The sequence below is a fragment of the Roseivivax lentus genome, assembly GCF_900156805.1.
Classification (GTDB): Bacteria; Pseudomonadota; Alphaproteobacteria; order Rhodobacterales; family Rhodobacteraceae; genus Roseivivax; species Roseivivax lentus.
The window spans coordinates 108266-128848 of sequence record NZ_FTOQ01000001.1 but is presented as its reverse complement, the minus strand read 5'-3'; the positions used below and the strand labels follow the sequence as shown (position 1 = coordinate 128848).

Here is a 20583-nt window from a genome sequence, read left to right as displayed (position 1 = left end):
TCCTTACTTCCCGAGGCAAAAATTGGCGAATATCTCGTCGAGAACATTCTCGACATCGATATGTCCGATCAATGCTTCCAGCCGCCGAATGGCGATCCTGATTTCCTCTGCCGCCAGATCATAGGTCTCGGCACCCTGCCCCGCGATCTCAAAAGCGACCTGCAGATGCTCCATCGCCAGACGCATCGCCGACCGGTGCCGTTCCCGCGTCGCAAGTCCCGCGGTCCCGGCCCGGCTGCGGAGAACTTCGGTGACCTCGGTGACAACCCGGTCAAGACCAACCCCCGAAAGCGCCGAGATCGCGTTGGCCCGACCACTCACATCCGCCTTCGTCCAATAGACAAGATCGTCGGCGCGCGGGTCCAGTTCAAGCGGGTCATCATCAAAGCGCAGAAAAATCCGCAGATCGGCCTGCTCCGCCCGTTCCCGCGCCCTCGCGATCCCAAGTGATTCGACGTGATCTTCCGTTTCCCGCAGCCCCGCCGTGTCGATCAAGGTAACCGCGAGGCCGGCAAGATCCATCCGCACCTCGATCACATCCCGCGTGGTGCCCGCCACTTCCGACGTGATCGCCGCATCCCGGCCCGCCAGCGCGTTGAGCAAGGTCGACTTGCCGACGTTCGGCGCGCCGACGATCGCAACCTCGAAGCCGAGCCGCACGCGCTCCGCCGCTGCAATCCCCGCCACCTCCGCATCGATCCCGCGGCGCACCTCGCCCAAGAGCGCCGAAACTTCTTCGGATACGTCTTCGGGCACCTCTTCATCGGCGAAATCGATCACGGCCTCGAGCAGAGACGCCGCCCGGATCAGCGCCGTCCGCCAGGTCGCCACCTTCTTACCAAGCGCCCCGGAAAAGACCCGCAGCGCCTGCTGCCGCTGCCCTTCCGTCTCCGCATCGATGAGGTCCGACAAGGCCTCCACCTGCGCGAGGTCGAGCCGGCCGTTCTCCAGCGCGCGCCGCGTGAACTCGCCCGGCTCCGCAAGGCGCAATCCGGGCATGTCGCCCAAGGCATCGAGAACTGCGCGCACGACGGAAATGGATCCGTGCAGGTGCAGCTCCACCACCGCCTCACCGGTGAAGCTTCGGCCCTCGGGAAACACCAGAACCAGCGCCTCGTCCAGATGCCCGCCCTGTGCATCGTGCAACCGGCGCAGACCGGCCACGCGCGGCTCCGGCAAGGTCCCGGCCAGGCGCCGGCCTGCGTCGAACGCCGCGGGCCCCGAGATCCGGATCACCGAAACGCCAGCCTTTCCCTCAGCCGTGGCCAGGGCGAAAATCGTCTCCATCGCCGTCTCCCGGAAACCGGATCAGGTGTTCATGGAGTCGAAGAACTCGGCATTGGTCTTGGTCTGCTTCAGCTTCGAGATCAGGAACTCGATCGCATCCGTCGTCCCCATCGGATTCAGGATCCGACGCAGCACGAAGGTCTTCTGCAGATCGCCCTTGTCGACCAGAAGCTCCTCTTTCCGCGTCCCGGACTTGAGGATGTCCATCGCCGGGAAGACCCGCTTGTCGGCCACCTTCCGGTCGAGCACGATCTCGGAGTTGCCGGTGCCTTTGAACTCTTCGAAGATCACCTCGTCCATGCGGCTGCCCGTATCGATCAGCGCGGTCGAGATGATGGTCAGCGATCCGCCTTCCTCGATATTCCGCGCAGCCCCGAAGAAGCGCTTCGGGCGCTGCAGGGCGTTGGCGTCCACACCACCGGTCAGCACCTTGCCCGATGACGGCACCACGGTATTGAAGGCACGACCAAGTCTTGTGATCGAATCCAGAAGGATAACTACATCTCGTTTATGTTCGACAAGGCGCTTGGCCTTCTCGATCACCATCTCGCTCACGGCCACGTGCCGCGTCGCCGGTTCGTCGAAGGTCGAGGATATCACCTCCCCCTTCACCGACCGCTGCATGTCGGTCACCTCTTCGGGGCGCTCGTCGATCAGCAGAACGATCAGGTAGCATTCGGGATGGTTCTTCTCGATGGAGCTCGCAATGTTCTGCAGAAGAACCGTCTTACCGGTCCGCGGCGGCGCGACGATGAGCGACCGCTGCCCCTTCCCGATCGGCGCCACCAGGTCGATGATCCGGGCCGAGCGATCCTTGACGGTCGGATCCTCGACCTCCATCTTCAGGCGTTCATCGGGGTAAAGCGGCGTGAGGTTGTCGAAGGCGATCTTGTGACGCGCCTTCTCCGGCGCCTCAAAATTGATCTGGCTGACATCCATCAGCGCGAAGTAGCGCTCGTTATCCTCGGGCGCCTTGATGGGCCCCTCGATCGTGTCCCCGGTCCGGAGCGAGAATTTCCGGATCATGTCCGGCGAGACGTAGATATCGTCCGGGCCCGGCAGGTAATTCGCCTCGGGCGAGCGCAGGAACCCGAACCCGTCCTGCAACACCTCCAGGACACCGTCGCCATAGATGTCCCAGCCTTCATCCGCGCGTTCGCGCAGGATCTGGAACATCATCTCGCCCTTACGCATGGTCGAGGCGTTCTCGATCTCCAGTTCTTCGGCCAGCGCCAGAAGGTCCTTGGGAGATTGGGCTTTCAGATCGAAAAGATTCAGTTTCTCGAGATTCATGACGACACCAGCACACAACACGGCGTGCTTCTTTCTTTGAACAGCAATGGGAAGGTCGTGATCCCGGACGGGATACCAGACGTCGCTAAGCCTTCAAATCATCGAAGTCAATCTTTCACGCAGGAGAGGTCGAGCGCGCCCGATCCGGTCCCTCTCGAATAATAAAAGACTCTTTTAAGAAAGGTTGATGATTGATTAAGGGAGCGGCCGTTCCTGTGGATTATGGATTTCTCCCGCTCTTGCCCACATCCCCAAGGCCTGTGGACGGCTTCGGGGACATTTCGCGACCTGTTTTCCGGGAACACGATTAAATACATCGAAATCAATATCTTGTCATGTATTTCTGTCGCAGACCTGGCTAGGAACAATCGCACGGACAGGACGGGTACAAGCCTGCCTCTCCCGAAATCCGATCTATCCCCTCCACAACCCGAACAATTGGCGCGGCAGCGGGGAAGAACCGCGCCTTCCATCCTCAGCTTGCAAGAGCGGGCGATATTTCACAGAACCGTCACGCACCCTCTACCGATCTTGTCCGCTGGATTGTCCACATGAAAAAACCTCTCGTCCTCGCGTCGGGGTCGCAGATCCGGGCCGATCTTCTGGCCCGCGCCGGCGTACCGTTTCGAATCGATCCCGCCCGGATCGACGAGGATGCGGTCCGCGAAAGCCTCGCCGCCGAGGAGGCGCATCCCCGCGACGTGGCCGACACGCTGGCCGAGATGAAGGCGCGGCGGATCGCCGACAGGTCGGGGGACGCGCTTGTTCTCGGTTGCGACCAGGTGCTGTCGCTGGGCCGCGAGGTCTTCGCCAAGCCCCCGGACCGCGATGCCGCGCGCGCTCAGTTGCTCCGGTTCAGCGGACAGACCCATCACCTCCATTCGGCGGCCGTTCTCTACGAGGATGCCCGACCTGTCTGGCGCCATGTGGGACAGGTGCGGCTGACGATGCGGACCCTGTCCGAAGACTATATCGACGCCTATCTCGATCGGAACTGGGCGTCGGCGCAGCACTCTGTCGGCGCCTACAAGATCGAGGAGGAAGGCGTCCGCCTGTTTTCCCAGATCCACGGCGATCACTTCGCCATTCTCGGTCTGCCGCTTCTGGAGCTTCTCAACCATCTCGTCATCCGTGGAGACCTGCCCACATGAGCACCACGCGTATCCCGTTGGCCGGCGTGATCGGTGCGCCCATCGCCCATTCCCGCTCTCCCCGCCTGCACGGCTACTGGCTGCGGAAATACGGGCTTCCGGGGCATTACATCCCGATGGAGGTGCCGGAGGACCGGCTCGAGGAGACCTTGCGTCTGCTTCCGCATCTGGGTTTCGTGGGCCTCAACGTGACCATTCCCTACAAGGAAAAGGTGCTGGACATCGCTGATCTGGTGACCGATCGCGCGACCCTGATCGGGGCGGCCAACACGCTGATCTTCCGCAGTGACGGCAAGATCCACGCCGATAATACCGATGGCTACGGGTTTCTGGAGAACCTGCGCCAATCCGCACCCGACTGGTCGCCGAAAGCGGGTCCCGCGGTGGTCTTCGGCGCCGGCGGTGCCGCGCGGGCCGTGCTCGCCACGCTTCTCGAAGTAGGCGTGCCGCGGATCATCCTGACGAACCGCACCCGCCACCGGGCCGAACTTCTGGCGCGCGAGCTTGGCACGCGGGTCTCGGTGGTCGATTGGGTGCAGGCGGGCAACGTGCTCGAGGACGCCGCGACACTGGTGAACACGACGTCGCTCGGCATGGTCGGAAAGCCCGAACTGCGCGTGCCGCTCGACGGTTTGCGCCCCGGCACATTGGTGACGGACCTCGTCTATACCCCTCTCGAGACTCGGTTGTTGCGGGTCGCGGCGGCGCAGGGTTGCGTCACGGTCGATGGCCTCGGCATGCTGCTGCACCAGGCGGTCCCGGGTTTCGAGCGCTGGTTCGGCCTGCGCCCCGAGGTCGACGAGGCCACGCGGGCCGCGGTGCTGACATGAGCTTCAAGCTCGGTCTCACCGGATCCATCGGCATGGGCAAGTCCACGACCGCAGGGCTTTTTGCCGAGGAAGGTGCGGAAATCTGGGACGCGGATGCCGCCGTGCATCGTCTCTATGCCGCCGGAGGTGCGGCCGTCGCGCCCATTGCCGAGGCATTTCCCGAGGCGCTGGCCGATGGCGCGGTCTCGCGCGATGCCCTGCGCCGGATCATCGCGACTCGACCCGAGGCGCTGAAGATCATCGAGGGGATCGTGCATCCGCTTGTGCGCGCGGATCGCGACGCCTTCGCTGATAAAAGCCGCGCAGAGATCACCGTCTACGACATCCCGCTCCTCTTCGAGACCGGCGCGCAATCCGAGATGGATATGACCGCCTGCGTCTACGTCCCCTACGAGGAGCAGCGCCGCCGCGTGCTGGAACGCGGCACCATGAGCGCCGCCGATTTCGAGCATATCCTCGACAAGCAGATGCCCATTCAGGACAAGCTCGACCGCGCGGATTTCACCATTCGCACCACGGACCTTGAGACTGCCCGCGCCGACGTGCACACTGTCCTCGAAGAGATCAGAAAGCGGCTCTGACCATGCGCGAAATCGTCCTCGACACCGAAACCACGGGCTTCGATCCGGAAAGCGGCGACCGCATCGTCGAGATCGGCGCGGTCGAGCTGTGGAACCATGTCGCCACCGGACGCACCTATCACCAATACATCAATCCCGAACGCGGCATGCCGCAGGAGGCCTTCGCGGTGCACGGGCTCGGCGACGACTTTCTGCGCGACAAGCCGGTCTTCGCGAAGATCGTCGACGATTTCCTGGCTTTCGTGGGCGATGCGAAGATGGTGATCCACAACGCGGCCTTCGACATGAAATTCCTCAACGCCGAGCTGCGTTGGGTCAAACGCCCCGCCCTGCCCTGGGATCAGGCCATCGACACGCTCGAGATCGCGCGGCGCAGATTTCCGGGCTCACCGGCCTCGCTCGATGCGTTGTGCCGGCGCTTCAACATCGACAATTCCTCGCGTACCCTGCATGGCGCGCTTCTGGACAGCGAGATCCTGGCGGAAGTCTATCTTGAGCTGATCGGCGGCAAGCAGCCCGATTTCGGGCTGAGCACTGCCCAGTCCGGGGCACGTTCCGCAGGAACAGAGACGGATTGGCGCCCGAAACGGCGCGACACCCCCCTGCCCCCGCGGATCACGGACAGCGAAAAGGCGGCTCACGCCGCCTTTGTCGAGAAACTCGGAGAAGACGCACTCTGGCGAAAGCTGTGACTTACGCCTGACCCGTTGCGGGTGCGGCAGCCTGCGCCTGCTGGCGGCGCTGCAATTCGGCCCGGTACAGCGCGATGAAGTCGATCGTCTCGAGGTTCAGGGGCGGGAAGCCGCCATCGCGGGTCACATCGGCGACGATCCGGCGCGCGAACGGGAACAACATCCGCGGACATTCGATCAGCAGGAAGGGATGCAGCTGCTCGTCGGGAATGTTCTCGACCTGGAAGATGCCCGCGTAATCGAGCTCGAGCAGGAACAGCGTGTCGCCCGAGTCCTTCGACTTGTTGGTGATGTGCAGTTTCATCACCACCTCGTACTGCCCCTCGGTCTGCCGCTTGCGCGCGTCGAGGTTCACCTGCACCTGGATGTCGGGCTTCGTCTCGCCCTTGGCGCCCTTCTGGGCCAGCACGTTCTCGAAGGACATGTCGCGGATGAATTGCGCGAGGATGTTCATCTTGGGCTGGACGGGGGTCTGGGCTGCGCCGTTTCCGGCACCGGCATTTGTGGAAGCATCGCTCATGGACGCGGTCCTTTCAGGAATGGATCAGATCTGTTGCGTTTCGCTTACCAACTGCGCGGCATGACCTCAATGCTTGGTCCATCCGGAGTTGCCGGGATGGGTCGGGCGCTTCGACGGGTCCACCTCGACATACTCGCCCTCGATCACGTCGCCGTCCCGCGGCGGGGATTTGTGCGGCCCGGGCCCCTGCCCCGCGCGCGGATCGTGTCCCGGGCCCCGGCGGGCCTGTCCGCCCATCTCGAACCGCTCGACCTTCACGTGCTTCCGCGCATAGGCGATGGCGGCGCGCCGGAACGGCGGCGTCAGCAGCGCGAAGCCCACCGCATCGGTGAAGAATCCCGGCGTCAGCAGAAGCGCCCCCGCGATCAGAATCATCGCGCCATGCGCCAGGGGCTCGGTCGGATCGCGCAGATCGTTGAAGGACGATCTCAGCTCGGACAGCGCCAGCGCACCCTGCGACCGGACGAGATACGTGCCCAGCATGGCCGTCAGCACGACGATCAGAAGCGTCGGCCAGAGGCCGATCAGCCCGCCCACCTGGATGAACAGAGCGATTTCGATCAGCGGCACGCCGATAAACGCCACGAGAAGCCACATCGGTAATTCCTTTCCCGGGTTTCCCCGCATCAGTGGACTTGGGCACCTGCCATGCCTACATAGGAACCCAAAGAGACAGGTTCTACAGGCTCACCCGAGAGGTCCCATGAATTCGCCCATTCTACAGCTACTTGTGCTCGCAGGAATTGCGGTTTTCCTGATCCTGCGATTGAAAAACGTGCTGGGAACGCGCGAGGGCTTCGAAAAGCCTCCCTCACAACCGGACGGCGTCCCTGCGCCCGATCGCCGCGGCTTCGAGGTGATCGAGGGTGGTCCGGACCCCGATATCGTGGACCATGTGCCCGAGGATTCCGACGCGGCGAAGGCCCTGGCCGAGATGAAGCGGATCGAGCCGTCCTTCTCGGTCGGTGAATTCCTGGGTGGCGCACGCGGCGCCTACGAGATGATCCTGATGGGATACGAGAAGGGCGAGATCGAGGATCTGCGGCCCTTCCTGGATGAGGAAGTATTCGAATCCTTCGCCGCCGGCATCGCCCAGCGCGAGGAGCAGGGCCTGACCGTCGAGGCCGAATTCGTTGGTGTGCGCGAGACGACGCTCCAGGAAGCCACGCTCGATCCCGAGACCAACGAGGCCGAACTCACGGTGCGCTACATGGGTGAGCTGACCTTCGCGGTCTACGATCAGGAAGGCACGCTGGTCGAGGGCAGCCCGACGAAGATCAAGCGCCAGCGCGACGTCTGGACCTATGCGCGCCGCATGGGCAGCGACGACCCGAACTGGCAGCTTATCGCCACGAGCGAATGATCCGGCGCCTTCTGGCGATAATATTGGGGGTGACGCTGATGGCACCCGATCCGACCCGCGCTTCGGACGACGGACCCGTCTACGAAATCCTCGATTTCGACGCGCTGGAAGGCTGGGCGGACGACGATCACGGCGCCGCCCTGACCGCGTTCCTCGAAACCTGCCGCGACCTGAAGGACCCCGATTGGCGCGCCCTCTGCCGCGCCGCCCGGGACGATCCCGAACCGCGCGCCTTCTTCGAGCTGTTCTTCCGTCCGGTGCGCATCACCCATGGCGCGCCGGGCGCGCTGTTCACCGGCTATTTCGAGCCTGAACTGGACGGCGCCCGCCATCCCGGCGGCAAGTACCGCTGGCCGGTCTACAAGATGCCGCCCGAGGCGCGCGAAGCCGGCCAATGGCTGTCACGAAGCGAAATCCTGACATCGGACGTCATGCAGGGTCGCGGGCTCGAGATCGCCTGGGTCGATGATCCGGTCGAGCTGTTCTTCCTGCAGATCCAGGGGTCGGGTCGCATCCGGCTGCCCGATAGCGATGTGATCCGGGTGGGCTATGGCGGCTCGAACGGTCACGAATACCGCTCCATCGGCGTCGAGATGATCCGCCGCGAAATCCTGCCCTCGCATCGGGTTTCGGCCGAGGTCATCAAGAACTGGGTGCGCCGGAACGGCGCCGCGGGCGAAGAGTTGCTGCTGCACAATCCGTCCTACGTGTTCTTTCGCGAGGTGAGCGAGGTTCCGGCGGATAAAGGCCCGCTCGGGGCGATGAACCGCTCGATCACCGCGATGCGGACGATTGCCGTCGATCCCGCCTATACGCCGCTGGGTGCGCCGGTCTGGATCGAAAAGGACGGGCGCGACGCGATGCGGCGGCTGATGATCGCGCAGGATACCGGATCGGCGATCAAGGGTGCGCAGCGGGCCGATATCTTTGCCGGTACCGGTGCTGATGCGGGCAAATGGGCGGGAACGCTCAAGGATCCGGGCCAGATGTTCGTGCTGCTTCCGATCCAGCGGGCCTACGCGCTTCTGCCCGACCCGACGCTATGAGCCGGCGGAAACTGCGCCCCGAGGAGCTTGAGCTTTGGGGCCGGGTTGCGGGCAGTGCGCGCAAGCTCGAGACGCAAGGCAAGCTCGCGAAACCCGCCGGTGCCACCTACCCGATTTCGGCGCCGCAGACCGGGCCCAGAACGGAACGCGCGACGCCCGCGCCGGTCGAGCGCTTCGATATGGGGCAGGGCGCGGCACAACGGCCCTCGACCTGGTCCGCGCCGGAAACCACCTCCGCGCGTCTGTCGCGGGACTCAGTGGCGATGGATGCCAAGGCCTTCACACGCATGAAGCGGGGCAAGCTGAAGCCCGAGGCCCGGATCGACCTGCATGGCATGACGCTCGACCGGGCGCATCCGGCGCTCATCGGCTTCATCCATTCCGCGCAATCGCGGGGTCTGCGCCTCGTCCTCGTCATCACCGGCAAGGGCCAGCGCGAGGATCCCTATGACGCCGCGCCGCGCCGCCGGGGTGTGCTGAAATCGCAGGTGCCGCAATGGCTGCGCATGCCGCCCCTGTCGGCCAGTGTGTTGCAGATCAGCGAAGCGCATCTGCGTCACGGCGGCAGCGGCGCCTATTACGTCTATCTACGCCGCTTCCGACGCTGAGACGAGCGCGCCGCGATACCGCGCGAGGCCCAAGATCATCAGGACCGAAGCGGCAAGGAAGTAGAGCGCGATCCCGATATATTGCTTCTCGATCCCGAAACCCGCATCAATCAGGTAGCCCGTCACACCCGGCCCGATCGCCGTGCCCGTGACCATGACCGCAGCTCCCATCGCCTTGACCGCGCCGATATGGCGGGTGCCGTAGAACTCGGCCCAGAATGCCGAGGGCAGGGTGGCTTGCGCGCCCTGCGTCACAGCGAAGACCATCAAGCCGATCCCCGCCTGCATCGGCGTCGCGGCGATGGCGAAGATCGCAAAGGACGCGGCGGCCGGCAGCAGCCACATCGGGAACACCCGGGCGACGCCGAACCGGTCGATGGCCCATCCCGAAAGCAGCATCGCCCCCACCGTCACCGCGGTGAAGAGCGGCAGCCACGCCACCAGCTCGATCAGTGCCCAGCCCTTCACCTCGACGAAATGGACCTGCTGGAAGAAGAACGCCGTGCCCCAGGCGGGCGGACCGACCAGCGCCGGGATCATCATCCAGAACAGCGGGTGACGCAGCACGTCGACGCGGGTCCAGTGGCGGCCCGACATGCCCAGCGCGGCCACGTTGTCCGCCGACATGCTTTGCGGCGTGCGCTCCCGGCGCAGAAGCAGCACCAGCACGGGAATCCCCGCCAGCGCGATGAATGCGGCCAGCACCCACAGCGTGCGCCAATCGTAGATCGCCATGAGCGCCACGAAGACAACCGGCACCAGCGCGTTGCCGACCGTGACGCCGAGGCTCGCGATGCTGAGCGCGCGCCCGCGCGTGGCGAGGAACCAGCGCGACATGGAGGCAAGGGCGATATGGCTGGTCATGCCCTGCCCGAACAGCCTGAGAAAAAAGATCGACAGCGGCAGGAGAAGCGCGATCTTGTTCCACGCCATCATCAGGCAGGCCAGCGCCAGCGCCACCAGGACCGCGGTGCCGAGTGCGCGGCTGCGAAACCGATCGGTCAGCGCGCCCGCCCAGATCATCGTCACCGCCGACAGCATGGTGCCCATGGCATAGACCGCGCCCCAATCGCCATGGCTGAGCGAGAAGGCGGCGCGTATCTCGCCCGCGAAGATCGAGATGAAGAAGGTCTGGCCGAAACTCGACAGGAACGTCAGAAGCATTCCCGCCGCTAGCCATGGCGCGTTTTCCTTGAGAAAGCTCACACGGGGCCTCACAGGGTTCGGGGTGTCGGCGGCAGGTAGGCTCAGGCTCGGCGCTTCACGATCCCGAGGCGAAGAACCGCGCGATACGGGCGGCGATTCGATCCGGTTCCTCCTCATGCGCCAGATGCCCGAGGCCGTCCAGCCATTCGACTTCCGCATGTGCCATGCGCCGGGCTGCGGTGCTCGCAGTTTCCGGCGGAACCGTCTTGTCCTGTCGGGCGGCGAGGAACAGCGCCCGGGTGTCGAGCTTTGGCAGATCCGCCGTGAGGCCGGTCAGCGTCCATTGCGCCATCATCAGAAGCGCGCCCTCGATATGCGCGCGGCGGGACATCAGCCGGGCATAAAGCGCCGCGCCCGTCTCGTCGATTTTCGACCCTGTTCCAGCCAGAAGCTGTCGGGTGCGGCTGGGTGCGACGAGCGTCTTGTGAATGAGGTCGACAGCGAAGGGCAGCGATGCGATGGCGCGCGCCGCGACGGGAAAGACAACGCCGGCGAGGCCTTCGAAGGGTTGCAGCGCGGGATTGATCGCAAGAACCGGCGGATGGTCCGGCAGCATCTGCGACAGGCGCAAGGCGATGGCCCCCCCGGCGGAATGACCGACGATGCCGACGATCTGCCAGCCCTCCTGCTCGGCCAGCGCGCGAATGTCCTGCGCCATGCATTCGAGCGAAGATCGCTGCCGCGACCCCAGCCGGGTATAGCCATGTCCCGGCAGATCGACCGCGATGCAGGTGAAGCCCGGAACGCGCGGCAGGACATCGCGCCAGCTATGGGTGCTGCCCCCGGCGCCATGCAGGAACAGCAGCACCGGACCGTCGCCCAGGGTCTGAACATGCCAGTGATGGGGCCGCGACAGGACCATCCGGGACGCCTCGGACAACGGCCAATCGGCGGGCGGCCCGGTGACCGTCATCTCACTTGCGCAAAGCATCGTGGACCGACCGGGAAATCGCCTGCGCATCGGCCCGGGGCAGGGGCAGGTACGTCGCGCCCATGATCCCCGCAAGCGCGGACAGATCGTCCTTCGGGCGCCGATTGGTGTCGAGCACCAGCGCGGGCAGCCGCATCGCCGCGATCAGGGCCGCGTAGCGTTCCGCATCCGCCTGCGCGGCCTCGCGTCCCGGCGCGGTCAGTCCGATATTCGCCCGACCGTCGGTCAGCAGCGCCAGCGCGGGCGACATGCCCTGGCCCTGCGCGCGGCGCGCCATGTCGGCCGCGGCGCGCAATCCCGCGGCGAGGGGCGTTCCGCCACCGCCGGGCAGAGCGCCCAGCGCGCGTTTGGCCTGCACGAGCGACCGCGTGGGCGGCAGCAACGCCTCGGCGCCGTCCCCGCGAAAGGCGATCAGCGCGACGTGGTCCCGGCTGGCATAGGCGTCGGCCAGCACCGTCTCCACCGCGCCCTTGGCCTCTGCGAGTCGGGTCACCGCGGCCGAGCCGGAGGCATCGACCACGAAGATGATCAGCCGGTCGGAACGTTCCTCGTAGACCTTCACGCGGAAATCGCTGGATTTCAGGATCAACCCCGTTCGGTCCGGCTGCGCCGCGCGGCGCATCTGCTGCCAGGGCGCCGCCGCGCGCAGCGTTGCGAAGAGATCGAGCCGCGCATCGCTGCCCGGTTTGCCGGGCTTCGCGGGCAGGGGCCGTCCGCGCCGGTTGCTGCGCCGACGGCGACCGGCGCCGGTGCCTTGCGCGGGCGCGCGCGATTTCGCGGCGTCGCTCAGGGCGAAAAGCGCCCCATCCGGCAGGACCGCGCGCACCGCATCGACCAGAAGTTCATCGGGGATGTCGAAGCTTTGATCCTTGCCCTCGGGCTCCGTCTCGGTGTCGGGCTCGGTATCGGGGGGCTCGGTATCCGGGGACGGGGGGCCGGCGTCTTCGGGAAGCTGTGTCGCGCGGTGGGCGAAGACCAGCTCGACAGCGAGGTTCAGATCCTCCTCGGTGACGGTGTTCCGCCGGTGCAGAGCCGCATTGGCGCGCGCGGCGGCCAGCGCCAGAACCGGCGCCCGCATCGAGCCGATGCCAAGCCGGGCCGCCGCCACCGTCAGCGCGGCGATGGCCGCATCGGGGATCGTCACCCGGTCGAGATGGGCGCGCGCGTCGGCCACGTCCTCGGGGCTGAGCGCGAGTTCGGAGAGCTCGAACGCCCGGACACCGTCGAGGTCGATCATGAAAGCCAGCCGTTCGGTCAGGACCCGCGGCGCGGCCTCGTCGTCGATGCCTTCATCGAGCAGGATCATCGGCCCGCTTTCCGCGGTGTCGAGATGCTGGGACAACCGCGCGGCCCGGCCCGGACGCAAGCGTTCCGCCATCGTCAGAAGCAGGGTGCCGGCGCGCGAAATCAGACCCTGTTTCCGCACAAGACGCCCGTGTCGAAGGCTTTCCGCGATATCGGTGCCCCCGAACACGGCGTCGTCGTCGAGCGTCGGTGCGATGCGCACCATGGGTAAAAGCGCGTCCGGCGCGCTGTTCAGGAACGCGTCGCGCACCGGACAGGCGCGTGCGCGCAGATGCAGGCCACCCAGACCCGCGGGATCGACCGCGATCAGGAGGAGTGCGAGATGCCCCGCAACCCAGGTCTCGGGCCGGCTCTGCTTCATACGAGGATATCTGCCATCAGTCGCGAGACCCGGGCGCTGCTGCCCGCCTCGTCCAGCGGATCGCGGCGCAGCCGGTGTGACAGGGCCATCGCGGCGACGCTGCGGATATGGGTGCGGGTGATGCTCGGCGCGCCTTCATAGGCAGCTTGCGCCCGCGCGGCGCGCAACAGCGTCAGCTCGCCCCGGAGCCCGTCCGATCCGAGCGCGAGGCACAGCTCGGCACAATCGCGCAGGGCGGCATCTTTCGTCTCTATGTTGGGCAGGGCCGCGCGGGCGGCGAGGATCGAGTTGCGGATATTGAGGTCTTCGCCGCGCCATTTCTGCAGGAAGGCCTCGGGGTTCACGTCATAGGCGGCGCGGCGCCGGATGACGTCGATCCGTTCCTCGACATCCTGAGGCGAGCGCACCTCGACCGACAGGCCGAACCGGTCCAGAAGCTGCGGGCGCAACTCCCCTTCTTCGGGATTGCCCGATCCGACGAGCACGAAGCGCGCATCGTGCCGGATGGACAGGCCTTCCCGCTCGATCACGTTCTCGCCCGAGGCGGCCACGTCGAGCAGCAGATCGACGATGTGATCCTCCAGGAGGTTGACCTCGTCGATATAGAGATATCCCCGGTTGGCCCGCGCGAGGAGGCCCGGTTCGAACGCCTTCTCGCCATGCGTGATCGCCCGTTCGATATCGAGCGCGCCGACGACGCGATCCTCCGTTGCCCCGAGCGGCAGGTCGATCACCGGCGTCGGGACATCGACGATCTCGTCGCCCGCGCCGCGATCCCAGTCGGGCACATCGTCCAGCGCCGCGGCGTTGGTGGCGCTGCCCCGCACCACCGAAACGGGCGGTAACAGAGCCGCAAGCGCGCGCACGGCGGTGGATTTCCCGGTGCCCCGGTCGCCGAAAACCAGCACGCCGCCGATGCCCGGATCGATCGCCGTCAGGATCATCGCCGATTTCATCTCGGACTGGCCGACGATGGCCGAAAATGGGAATGCGTGTTTCATCTCTATCCCTCCTGGGAACCGATTTGTGTGCCCAGGCGCGGGCTCTGCCCATCCCAGGTGCCCTGCTCTCCGGTGACGCGGAAGCGGGCATAGAGTTCTTCCTTGAACCACCGCCCGGACCGGACGGCGTCAATGGCGGCCGCATGGGGGCCGCTTTTCCGGGCGAAGGCGCCCATGCTCTTGGCATCGGGCCAGATCGAGAAGGTGATCTGGTGCAGAAGCGGCACCTCTCCGATCCCGATCTTGAACATCACGTTCGGGTCGGACCCGATGGAGCGGCTGACATCCGGGACGCGCTTCCAGAACCGGGCCGCGATGGCGGGCTTCACGGTCGCCCGGGTCAGCGCGACGAGCGGGCCGTCATGGGTATCGCGCTGCACTTCGAACGGGGCGACCCCGGACCAGGCGCCGCGGCTCGAGATCGGCGACAGGAACACGGTCCAGGCCTCGCGCGCGCGGTTGCGATAGAGGGACCAGGGCCGGGCGGCCGTGATGGCGGCACGGGCCTGATCCTCGTCCTCGAAGACCGACAGGATGGCATAGACGGCCGTGTTCGGAAGCGGTGTGAAGCCTTCGCCTGTGCCCGATCCGCAGAGTTTCCAGAAGCTCAGCCCGGGAACCCGGCGCATCATCGGTCGGGCGAATCCCATCATGGCAAAGGCCCAAGTCCGGGCAGCGAGTCCGTCGAAACGGAACAGGGTAAGGCTCACGCTTTGCATTAAGGATTCCAAAACTGTCAACCAAGACTGACATATATATAGCTTCGAGAAAAGCGTCTCGGCGCCACAGGGGCGAACAACTGCGAGATTGTAAGAAAAAGTTGACAGTGCTACGGTCATACCATGACACGAATTGACACAACGCTGATCGAAGCGGCGCGCATGAAATCCGGTCCGCATGCGGTGGTGATCGGCGCGGGTCTGGGCGGGCTGGCCTCCGCGATGCGCCTCGGGGCGCTGGGCTACCGGGTGACGGTGATCGACCGGCTCGACGTTCCGGGCGGGCGCGGCTCCGCCATCTGGAAGGACGGGCATCGATTCGACCTGGGCCCGACCATCGTGACCGTGCCGCAGGTCTTTCGGGAATTGTGGGCGGCCTGCGGGCGCAGGCTGGAGGACGATATCGATCTCCGCGCGCTCGATCCCTTCTACGAGATCCGCTGGCCGGACGGGTCCCGGTTCGAGGCGTCTGGCGACACCGACCGCATGATCGAGGAAGTGCGCCGTCTCTCGCCGGGCGATGTGGATGGATACAAGAAGTTTCTCGTCGACTCAGAAGCGCGGTACTGGTTCGGGTTCGAAGATCTGGGCCGCCGGTCCATGCACCGCCTGCGCGACCTGATCGCGGTGCTTCCGACCTTCGCGCGGATGCGGGCCGACCGGTCGGTTTATGCCCACGCGGCGCGCCGGGTGAAGGACGAACGGCTGCGCATGGCGCTGTCGTTTCATCCGCTCTTCATCGGCGGCGACCCGTTCAACGTGACCTCCATGTATATCCTCGTCAGCCATCTCGAGAAGGAATTCGGGGTGCATTACGCGATGGGCGGCGTGGCCGAGATCGCCCGCGTCATGGCGCGCATCGTCGGCGAACAGGGCGGCGCCGTGCGGATGGAGACCGACGTCGACGAGATACTCTTCGACGGCGATCGCGCGGCGGGCGTGCGGCTTGCGGGGGGCGAAGAGATCGCCGCCGATCTCGTCGTGTCGAACGCCGATGCGGGCTGGACCTATTCGCACCTCATGCGCAACCGCCCGCGCAAGCGCTGGACCGAGCGCAAGCTCGACCGGTCCCGCTGGTCGATGGGTCTTTTCGTCTGGTATTTCGGCACCAAGGGTACGCGCGACATGTGGCCCGATGTGGGGCACCACACGATCCTGAACGGCCCGCGCTACAAGGGGCTCGTGCAGGACATCTTCCTGAATGGAAAGCTGTCCGACGACATGTCGCTCTATGTGCATCGCCCGAGCGTGACCGACCCGAGCGTCGCCCCCGACGGCGACGATACCTTCTACGTGCTGTCCCCGGTGCCCCATCTGGGCCATGACAACGGCGTCGACTGGACGAATGAGCGCGAGGCCTATCGCAAGAAGGTCGCGCACATCCTCGAGACGCAACTCCTGCCCGGCTTCGCCGAGCATCTCGGTCCCGAGGAGATCCTGACGCCGCTCGAGTTCAAGTCGCGCTACAACGCGCCGTTCGGCACCGGTTTCTCGATCGAGCCGCGCATCCTGCAAAGCGCGTGGTTCCGGCCGCACAATGTCAGCGAAGAGGCCGAGGGACTGTTCCTGGCCGGGGCGGGCACGCATCCGGGGGCGGGGCTGCCCGGCGTCATCTCCTCCGCCGAGGTGCTTGCCCAGCTCGTGCCGGTGCCGAGCGAGGTCGCGAGATGATCGCGCCCGCCGACATGGATGCCTGCCGGGAAGCGATCCGGCACGGGTCGCTGTCGTTTCACGCCGCCTCCAAGCTTCTGCCGTCGCGGGTCCGCGACCCGGCGCTGGCGCTTTACGCCTTCTGCCGTCTGGCGGATGACGCGGTCGATCTGAACGCCCACAAGGCCGAGGCGGTGCTGCGCCTGCGCGACCGGCTCGATCGGGTCTACGAGGGTCGTCCCGAAAATGCCGCGCCGGATCGCGCCTTCGCAGCCGTGGTCGAGGATTTCGACATGCCGCGCGCGATCCCCGAAGCGCTGCTCGAGGGGCTGGGCTGGGATGCCTCGGGCCGCCGCTATCAGACCCTGTCGGAGCTGCGCGATTATTCCGCGCGCGTGGCCTCAACGGTGGGCGTAATGATGTGCGTCCTGATGCGCGTCCGCGAACCCGACGCGCTGGCCCGTGCGGCCGATCTGGGTGTTGCGATGCAGCTGACCAACATCGCCCGGGACGTGGGTGAGGATGCCCGCGAAGGGCGCCTCTACCTGCCGCTCGATTGGCTCGATCAGGCAAGAATAGAGCCGCAATCCTTCCTCGATCATCCGGAACCGAGCGCCGCGATCCGGCGCATCGTGCGCCGTCTTCTGGCCGAAGCCACGCGGCTATACCTCAGGGCCGAGGCCGGTCTGTCGGCGCTGCCGGTGGATTGCCGCCCGGGCATCTACGCCGCGCGGCACATCTATGACGGCATCGGCGGCAACCTCGCGCGGGCCGGTCATGACAGCATCACCCGGCGGGCCCGCACGACCAAGGCGCAGAAGATCGGCTGGCTCGCCCTGTCGACCATGCGCACCGGGCTCAGTACGGTGACGCCGCACTCGGCGGTGCTTTATGCGCGACCCTTGGCCGAAACCGCGTTCCTCGTGGATGCGGCGACCATCGGGGCGCCGGAAAGCTGGACCCGGCAGGACACGCTGTTTTCGGTGCTTGCCCAACTCGCCGAACGCGACCGGAGGAGCGGCATGACCTTGATGGAGGACGGTGTCCGCTCTACTTGACTCCAATGTTCTGGGTCCTTTTCCTGATTTTCCTCGCGGCGTGCTTCGCCGCCGGCACGACCGGTGCGATCTTTCCGCCGGGCCCGTGGTATCGTGACCTCGACAAACCTTCCTGGACGCCGCCCGACTGGGCCTTTCCCGTCACCTGGACCACGCTCTATCTGTGCATGGCGGTGGCCGGTGCGCGACTGGCGCTGAGCGAGGACAACCAGATCGCGATGGCGCTCTGGGCGCTGCAGATCGCGCTCAACGCGCTGTGGACGCCGGTTTTCTTCGGGCTGAAACGCATCCGCAGCGGCATGCTGGTGCTGTCGCTGCTCTGGCTTTCGGTCGCGGCCTGCACGGTGGTCTTCTGGGGCGTCGACCGGCTCGCGGGGTTCCTGTTCCTGCCCTATCTCGTGTGGGTCAGCATCGCCGGGGCGCTGAACGCCGCTGTCTGGCGCCTCAATCCCGAAGTCGCCAGGAACCCGCCGGAACAGGCGCGCTGACCGGGCGCATTCGGGGCCTGCTCAATCGTCGAAGCGCCACCGCGTGCGACGCGGCACGCGCACCGCGATCATCGGCTTCAACCAGGGCTTGGCGAACCGGGTGAGGTCGAGCGCCTCGTGCACGCCGACAGCCGGCTCGCCCTGAAGCTCGGTCTTCACCATGGAGCGGGAATAGAACGGCGCATCGAGCATGTTCATCACCTGCGTCGGCTCCGCGCCCTCGTCGCCCCGGGTCGCCCGCTTCACCTGCCAAAGGCTGCGCTGCATCGGGCGTGTCTCGGGCAGTTCGGTATTGTGGACATTGCCGCCCTCATCGAAGGTCGCGGCCTGCGCCAGATGCGTGCCGTCTTGGCGCTGCGCGTCGTAGAAACAGGTTGCGCCGGCCCGCGTGGGATAGCGCCCCCAGGTCCAGTAGGCGAAGTCGTCCTCAAGCGCGCGGGTGCCGAAATTGGCGTCGAAATAGCCATGCCCCTGCCATTGCCAGCCCTGCGCCTCCATATCGACCTCGATCCGGGAGACCGGCGCGAAAGGCCGCCAGACATGCGCCCCGTCCTGCGTCAGCGGCAATTCCTGGTCGGTGATCGCGCTGGGCGTCACGCGGATCATGCCGCGCACCCGCGACAGCTGCGGCGGGGCCGTGACCTCGTTCACCTCGATCACCAGCTGATTGCCGTTCCAGCCCATGGACGAGGGGCCGATCTGTATGCGCTGCGCGCTTTGGCGCAGAGCGGAGCGGCCCCGGTCGGTCATGGTGAAGCGCCCCTTCGGTCCGTAGGTCGCGACGTTCATGCAGATGTGGTTTTCCGGGTCCTTGCGGCCCGACCAGCGGTACCAGGGCGAAAAGACCGATCCTATGAAGGCGATGATCGAGATGGCCCGGCTGCCGTCGTCGCTGATGCCGTCGACATACCACCACGCGTAGCCATTGGGCGGGACCGCGAGGTTGAAGCACGGTCCGTCATGATCGCCGCGGCCGCGTGCCGTCCGGAAAGCGCCGCCATCGGGACGCCCGGCCCCGGATGCGTCCCGCCCCCGCAGAGATACAGCCCCGGAATGCGCGTTCTCGCGCGGGGCCGAGACAATGCCGCCGTCAGACCATGCGGGCTCTGCCCGTAAAGGGAACCGCGGCTCTCCGGGAACAGTGTTGCGAAATCCTGTGGCGTGGCCAGATTCTCTGGCCCGGGCATCGGATCGACGGTCAATCGGTGACGGGCGAGTGCCGCAAAGGTTCTGGTCTGACATGCTGCGAAATCCTCCGGAGCAGAAGGGCTACGTCCAAGCGGGGCCGCGTTGACGATCAACTCGATACGTTCGGCCTCCGGTACGGGATGGCCGATCCCGCGATCCTCGGCGCATAGGTAGACGGTGGGGTCGGGCGCGTTTGCACCCTTCGACAAGGCGTCGAATTCAGGTCGCGGATCGTCTCGGAAGAAGACGTTGTGATGCACGAGGTCGGGGCCCGAGATCCGCGCCCGGAAGCTCCAGACATTGGCGGAGAGGGCCCGCGGCGCGTCGGTGAGATCGGGGATCGCCCGGCGCATGTCGTCGCCGAGCGCACCGGTCGACAGCGCGCGCGGATCGCCGTTGAAGAGAATCTGCGCGGCCCGGACATATCGGCCGTCCCGCGTTTCGACCCCGGTGACGCCGTCGCCATCGGTCACGATGCGGGCCACATGGGTGTCGCAGCTGATCTCGGCTCCGAACCCCTCCAGAAGCCGGGCCAACGTGGCGGCGAGGGCGGTCATCCCGCCATCCACCGCCCAGACACCGGAGGCTTCCGCGTCCCAGATCAGCGCCAGAAGCGCGGGGACACGGGCCGGATCGCCGCCGATATAGGTGGCGTAGCGCCCGAAAAGCTGCCGCAGGCGGTGATCGGTGAATCCCTGCCGCAACAGCCCGTCGAGACTGCGCCACGGCGCCATGTCCAGAAGCAGGCGCGGATCGGTCGCCACCCGGCGGGTCAGCGCCAAGGGATCGGGATCGGCGGCCAGCATCATGGGATCGCGGAACGCCGCGAAAAGCCGCCGCGCCCGGGCCGAGAAGGCGTCGAATTCGGCGGCGCCCTTGGGGCCGGACATGGCCCGGATCGCCTCGACGCTCCGGTCATGGTCGGCGAACAGGTCGAGCACGCTGCCATCCTGCCAGAAATGCCGGGCCAGAACGTCCTGCCGCACCAGCGTCAAGTGATCGGCGATGCGCGTGCCCGCCGCCTCGAACAGCGCATCGAAAACCCAGCGCATCGTCAGGACGGTGGGGCCCGCATCGACACCGTCGATCTGGCGCATCTTTCCGCCGGGCATCGCGGCGCGTTCGAGCACATGCACGGCATGCCCGGCCGCGGCCAGGCTTAGCGCGGCCGCAAGTCCGCCGATCCCGGCGCCGATGACGATGATCGGATCATGGCGCGTCGTCGGAAAGAAGGGAGTCTCTGAATTCACCTCTGAATTGTTGACTCGACATACCAATGTGTCCAGTGTGATTTACACATTAATG

At 66.0% G+C, this 20583-nt stretch carries 21 protein-coding genes; 10 read left to right on the top strand and 11 right to left on the bottom strand.

The genetic code is table 11. The features are described 5' to 3' along the window. Nucleotides 1–3: 3 nt before the first annotated feature. Both mnmE and rho read right to left on the bottom strand, forming a co-directional pair. Nucleotides 4–1287: a tRNA uridine-5-carboxymethylaminomethyl(34) synthesis GTPase MnmE gene (mnmE, locus tag BW990_RS00630; RefSeq protein ID WP_076443970.1), complete on the bottom strand. Its 1284-nt coding sequence runs from the start codon at nt 1285–1287 to the stop codon at nt 4–6. Between the two features lie 21 nt (nt 1288–1308). Beyond that, nucleotides 1309–2580, bottom strand: a complete 1272-nt coding sequence (gene rho / locus BW990_RS00625) for a transcription termination factor Rho (RefSeq protein WP_076443968.1) — start codon at nt 2578–2580, stop codon at nt 1309–1311. A 551-nt stretch (nt 2581–3131) separates the two neighbouring features. Between rho and BW990_RS00620 the strand changes: the two genes are divergently transcribed. From BW990_RS00620 to dnaQ, 4 genes are read left to right on the top strand one after another with little or no spacing between them, the layout of a single operon-like run. Continuing rightward, nucleotides 3132–3731: a Maf family protein gene (locus BW990_RS00620; RefSeq protein ID WP_076443966.1), complete on the top strand. Its 600-nt coding sequence runs from the start codon at nt 3132–3134 to the stop codon at nt 3729–3731. Beyond that, the gene (locus BW990_RS00615) at nt 3728–4561 is read left to right on the top strand and encodes a shikimate dehydrogenase (RefSeq protein ID WP_076443964.1); all 834 of its coding nucleotides are present in this window, start codon (nt 3728–3730) and stop codon (nt 4559–4561) included. Before BW990_RS00620 ends, BW990_RS00615 begins: the two co-directional genes overlap by 4 nt. After that, nucleotides 4558–5142: a dephospho-CoA kinase gene (gene coaE / locus BW990_RS00610; RefSeq protein ID WP_076443962.1), complete on the top strand. Its 585-nt coding sequence runs from the start codon at nt 4558–4560 to the stop codon at nt 5140–5142. The genes BW990_RS00615 and coaE overlap by 4 nt, the downstream gene beginning before the upstream one ends. A gap of 2 nt (nt 5143–5144) precedes the next feature. Beyond that, a complete protein-coding gene (gene dnaQ, locus BW990_RS00605) occupies nt 5145–5834 on the top strand; it encodes a DNA polymerase III subunit epsilon (protein ID WP_076443960.1) in 690 nt (229 codons plus the stop codon). Between the two features lies 1 nt (nt 5835). On the opposite strand, the gene secB is transcribed toward dnaQ, so the two are convergent. Together secB and BW990_RS00595 are read right to left on the bottom strand one after the other, a co-directional pair. Then, a complete protein-coding gene (gene secB, locus BW990_RS00600; protein ID WP_076443958.1) occupies nt 5836–6354 on the bottom strand; it encodes a protein-export chaperone SecB in 519 nt (172 codons plus the stop codon). Between the two features lie 66 nt (nt 6355–6420). Then, on the bottom strand, nt 6421–6951 hold the full coding sequence (locus BW990_RS00595; protein ID WP_076443956.1) for an FxsA family protein: 531 nt from the start codon (nt 6949–6951) through the stop codon (nt 6421–6423). A 106-nt stretch (nt 6952–7057) separates the two neighbouring features. Here BW990_RS00595 and BW990_RS00590 point away from each other — a divergent pair, with 106 nt between their 5' ends. Genes BW990_RS00590 through BW990_RS00580 form a run of 3 tightly spaced genes read left to right on the top strand, consistent with a single transcriptional unit; the run spans nt 7058 to nt 9371 of the window. Then, entirely contained in the window at nt 7058–7717 is a 660-nt protein-coding gene (locus tag BW990_RS00590) for a Tim44/TimA family putative adaptor protein (protein WP_076443954.1), read from the top strand. A gap of 38 nt (nt 7718–7755) precedes the next feature. Continuing rightward, entirely contained in the window at nt 7756–8763 is a 1008-nt protein-coding gene (mltA, locus tag BW990_RS00585; protein ID WP_076445064.1) for a murein transglycosylase A, read from the top strand. Next, nucleotides 8760–9371, top strand: coding sequence for a Smr/MutS family protein (locus BW990_RS00580; protein ID WP_076443952.1), 612 nt, complete (start codon nt 8760–8762; stop codon nt 9369–9371). The genes mltA and BW990_RS00580 overlap by 4 nt, the downstream gene beginning before the upstream one ends. On the opposite strand, the gene BW990_RS00575 is transcribed toward BW990_RS00580, so the two are convergent. The 5 genes from BW990_RS00575 to crtA form a co-directional block, all read right to left on the bottom strand. After that, nucleotides 9351–10535 (bottom strand): MFS transporter, encoded by a 1185-nt coding sequence (locus BW990_RS00575; protein ID WP_076443949.1) that lies wholly within the window; start codon nt 10533–10535, stop codon nt 9351–9353. The two genes, BW990_RS00580 and BW990_RS00575, sit on opposite strands and share 21 nt — an antisense overlap. Nucleotides 10536–10632: 97 nt before the next feature. After that, nucleotides 10633–11490, bottom strand: coding sequence for an alpha/beta fold hydrolase BchO (gene bchO / locus BW990_RS00570; protein WP_076443946.1), 858 nt, complete (start codon nt 11488–11490; stop codon nt 10633–10635). 1 nt (nt 11491) lies between these two features. After that, nucleotides 11492–13174, bottom strand: coding sequence for a magnesium chelatase subunit D (locus BW990_RS00565; RefSeq protein ID WP_076443944.1), 1683 nt, complete (start codon nt 13172–13174; stop codon nt 11492–11494). After that, complete coding sequence (bchI, locus tag BW990_RS00560) at nt 13171–14175, bottom strand: magnesium chelatase ATPase subunit I (RefSeq protein WP_076443942.1); 1005 nt, start codon at nt 14173–14175, stop codon at nt 13171–13173. The genes BW990_RS00565 and bchI overlap by 4 nt, the downstream gene beginning before the upstream one ends. A gap of 2 nt (nt 14176–14177) precedes the next feature. After that, entirely contained in the window at nt 14178–14894 is a 717-nt protein-coding gene (gene crtA / locus BW990_RS00555) for a spheroidene monooxygenase (RefSeq protein ID WP_076443940.1), read from the bottom strand. A gap of 123 nt (nt 14895–15017) precedes the next feature. On the opposite strand from crtA, the gene BW990_RS00550 reads away from it, so the two are divergent. Genes BW990_RS00550 through tspO form a run of 3 tightly spaced genes read left to right on the top strand, consistent with a single transcriptional unit; the run spans nt 15018 to nt 18090 of the window. Beyond that, nucleotides 15018–16565: a phytoene desaturase gene (locus BW990_RS00550; protein ID WP_076443938.1), complete on the top strand. Its 1548-nt coding sequence runs from the start codon at nt 15018–15020 to the stop codon at nt 16563–16565. After that, complete coding sequence (gene crtB / locus BW990_RS00545) at nt 16562–17602, top strand: 15-cis-phytoene synthase (RefSeq protein ID WP_076443936.1); 1041 nt, start codon at nt 16562–16564, stop codon at nt 17600–17602. Before BW990_RS00550 ends, crtB begins: the two co-directional genes overlap by 4 nt. A 5-nt stretch (nt 17603–17607) precedes the next feature. After that, the gene (gene tspO, locus BW990_RS00540) at nt 17608–18090 is read left to right on the top strand and encodes a tryptophan-rich sensory protein TspO (protein WP_076443934.1); all 483 of its coding nucleotides are present in this window, start codon (nt 17608–17610) and stop codon (nt 18088–18090) included. 21 nt (nt 18091–18111) lie between these two features. On the opposite strand, the gene crtC is transcribed toward tspO, so the two are convergent. Beyond that, nucleotides 18112–18987: a carotenoid 1,2-hydratase gene (crtC, locus tag BW990_RS00535; protein ID WP_076445062.1), complete on the bottom strand. Its 876-nt coding sequence runs from the start codon at nt 18985–18987 to the stop codon at nt 18112–18114. Then, on the bottom strand, nt 18942–20528 hold the full coding sequence (gene crtD, locus BW990_RS00530) for a 1-hydroxycarotenoid 3,4-desaturase CrtD (protein ID WP_076445060.1): 1587 nt from the start codon (nt 20526–20528) through the stop codon (nt 18942–18944). Before crtD ends, crtC begins: the two co-directional genes overlap by 46 nt. Nucleotides 20529–20583 lie beyond the last annotated feature (55 nt).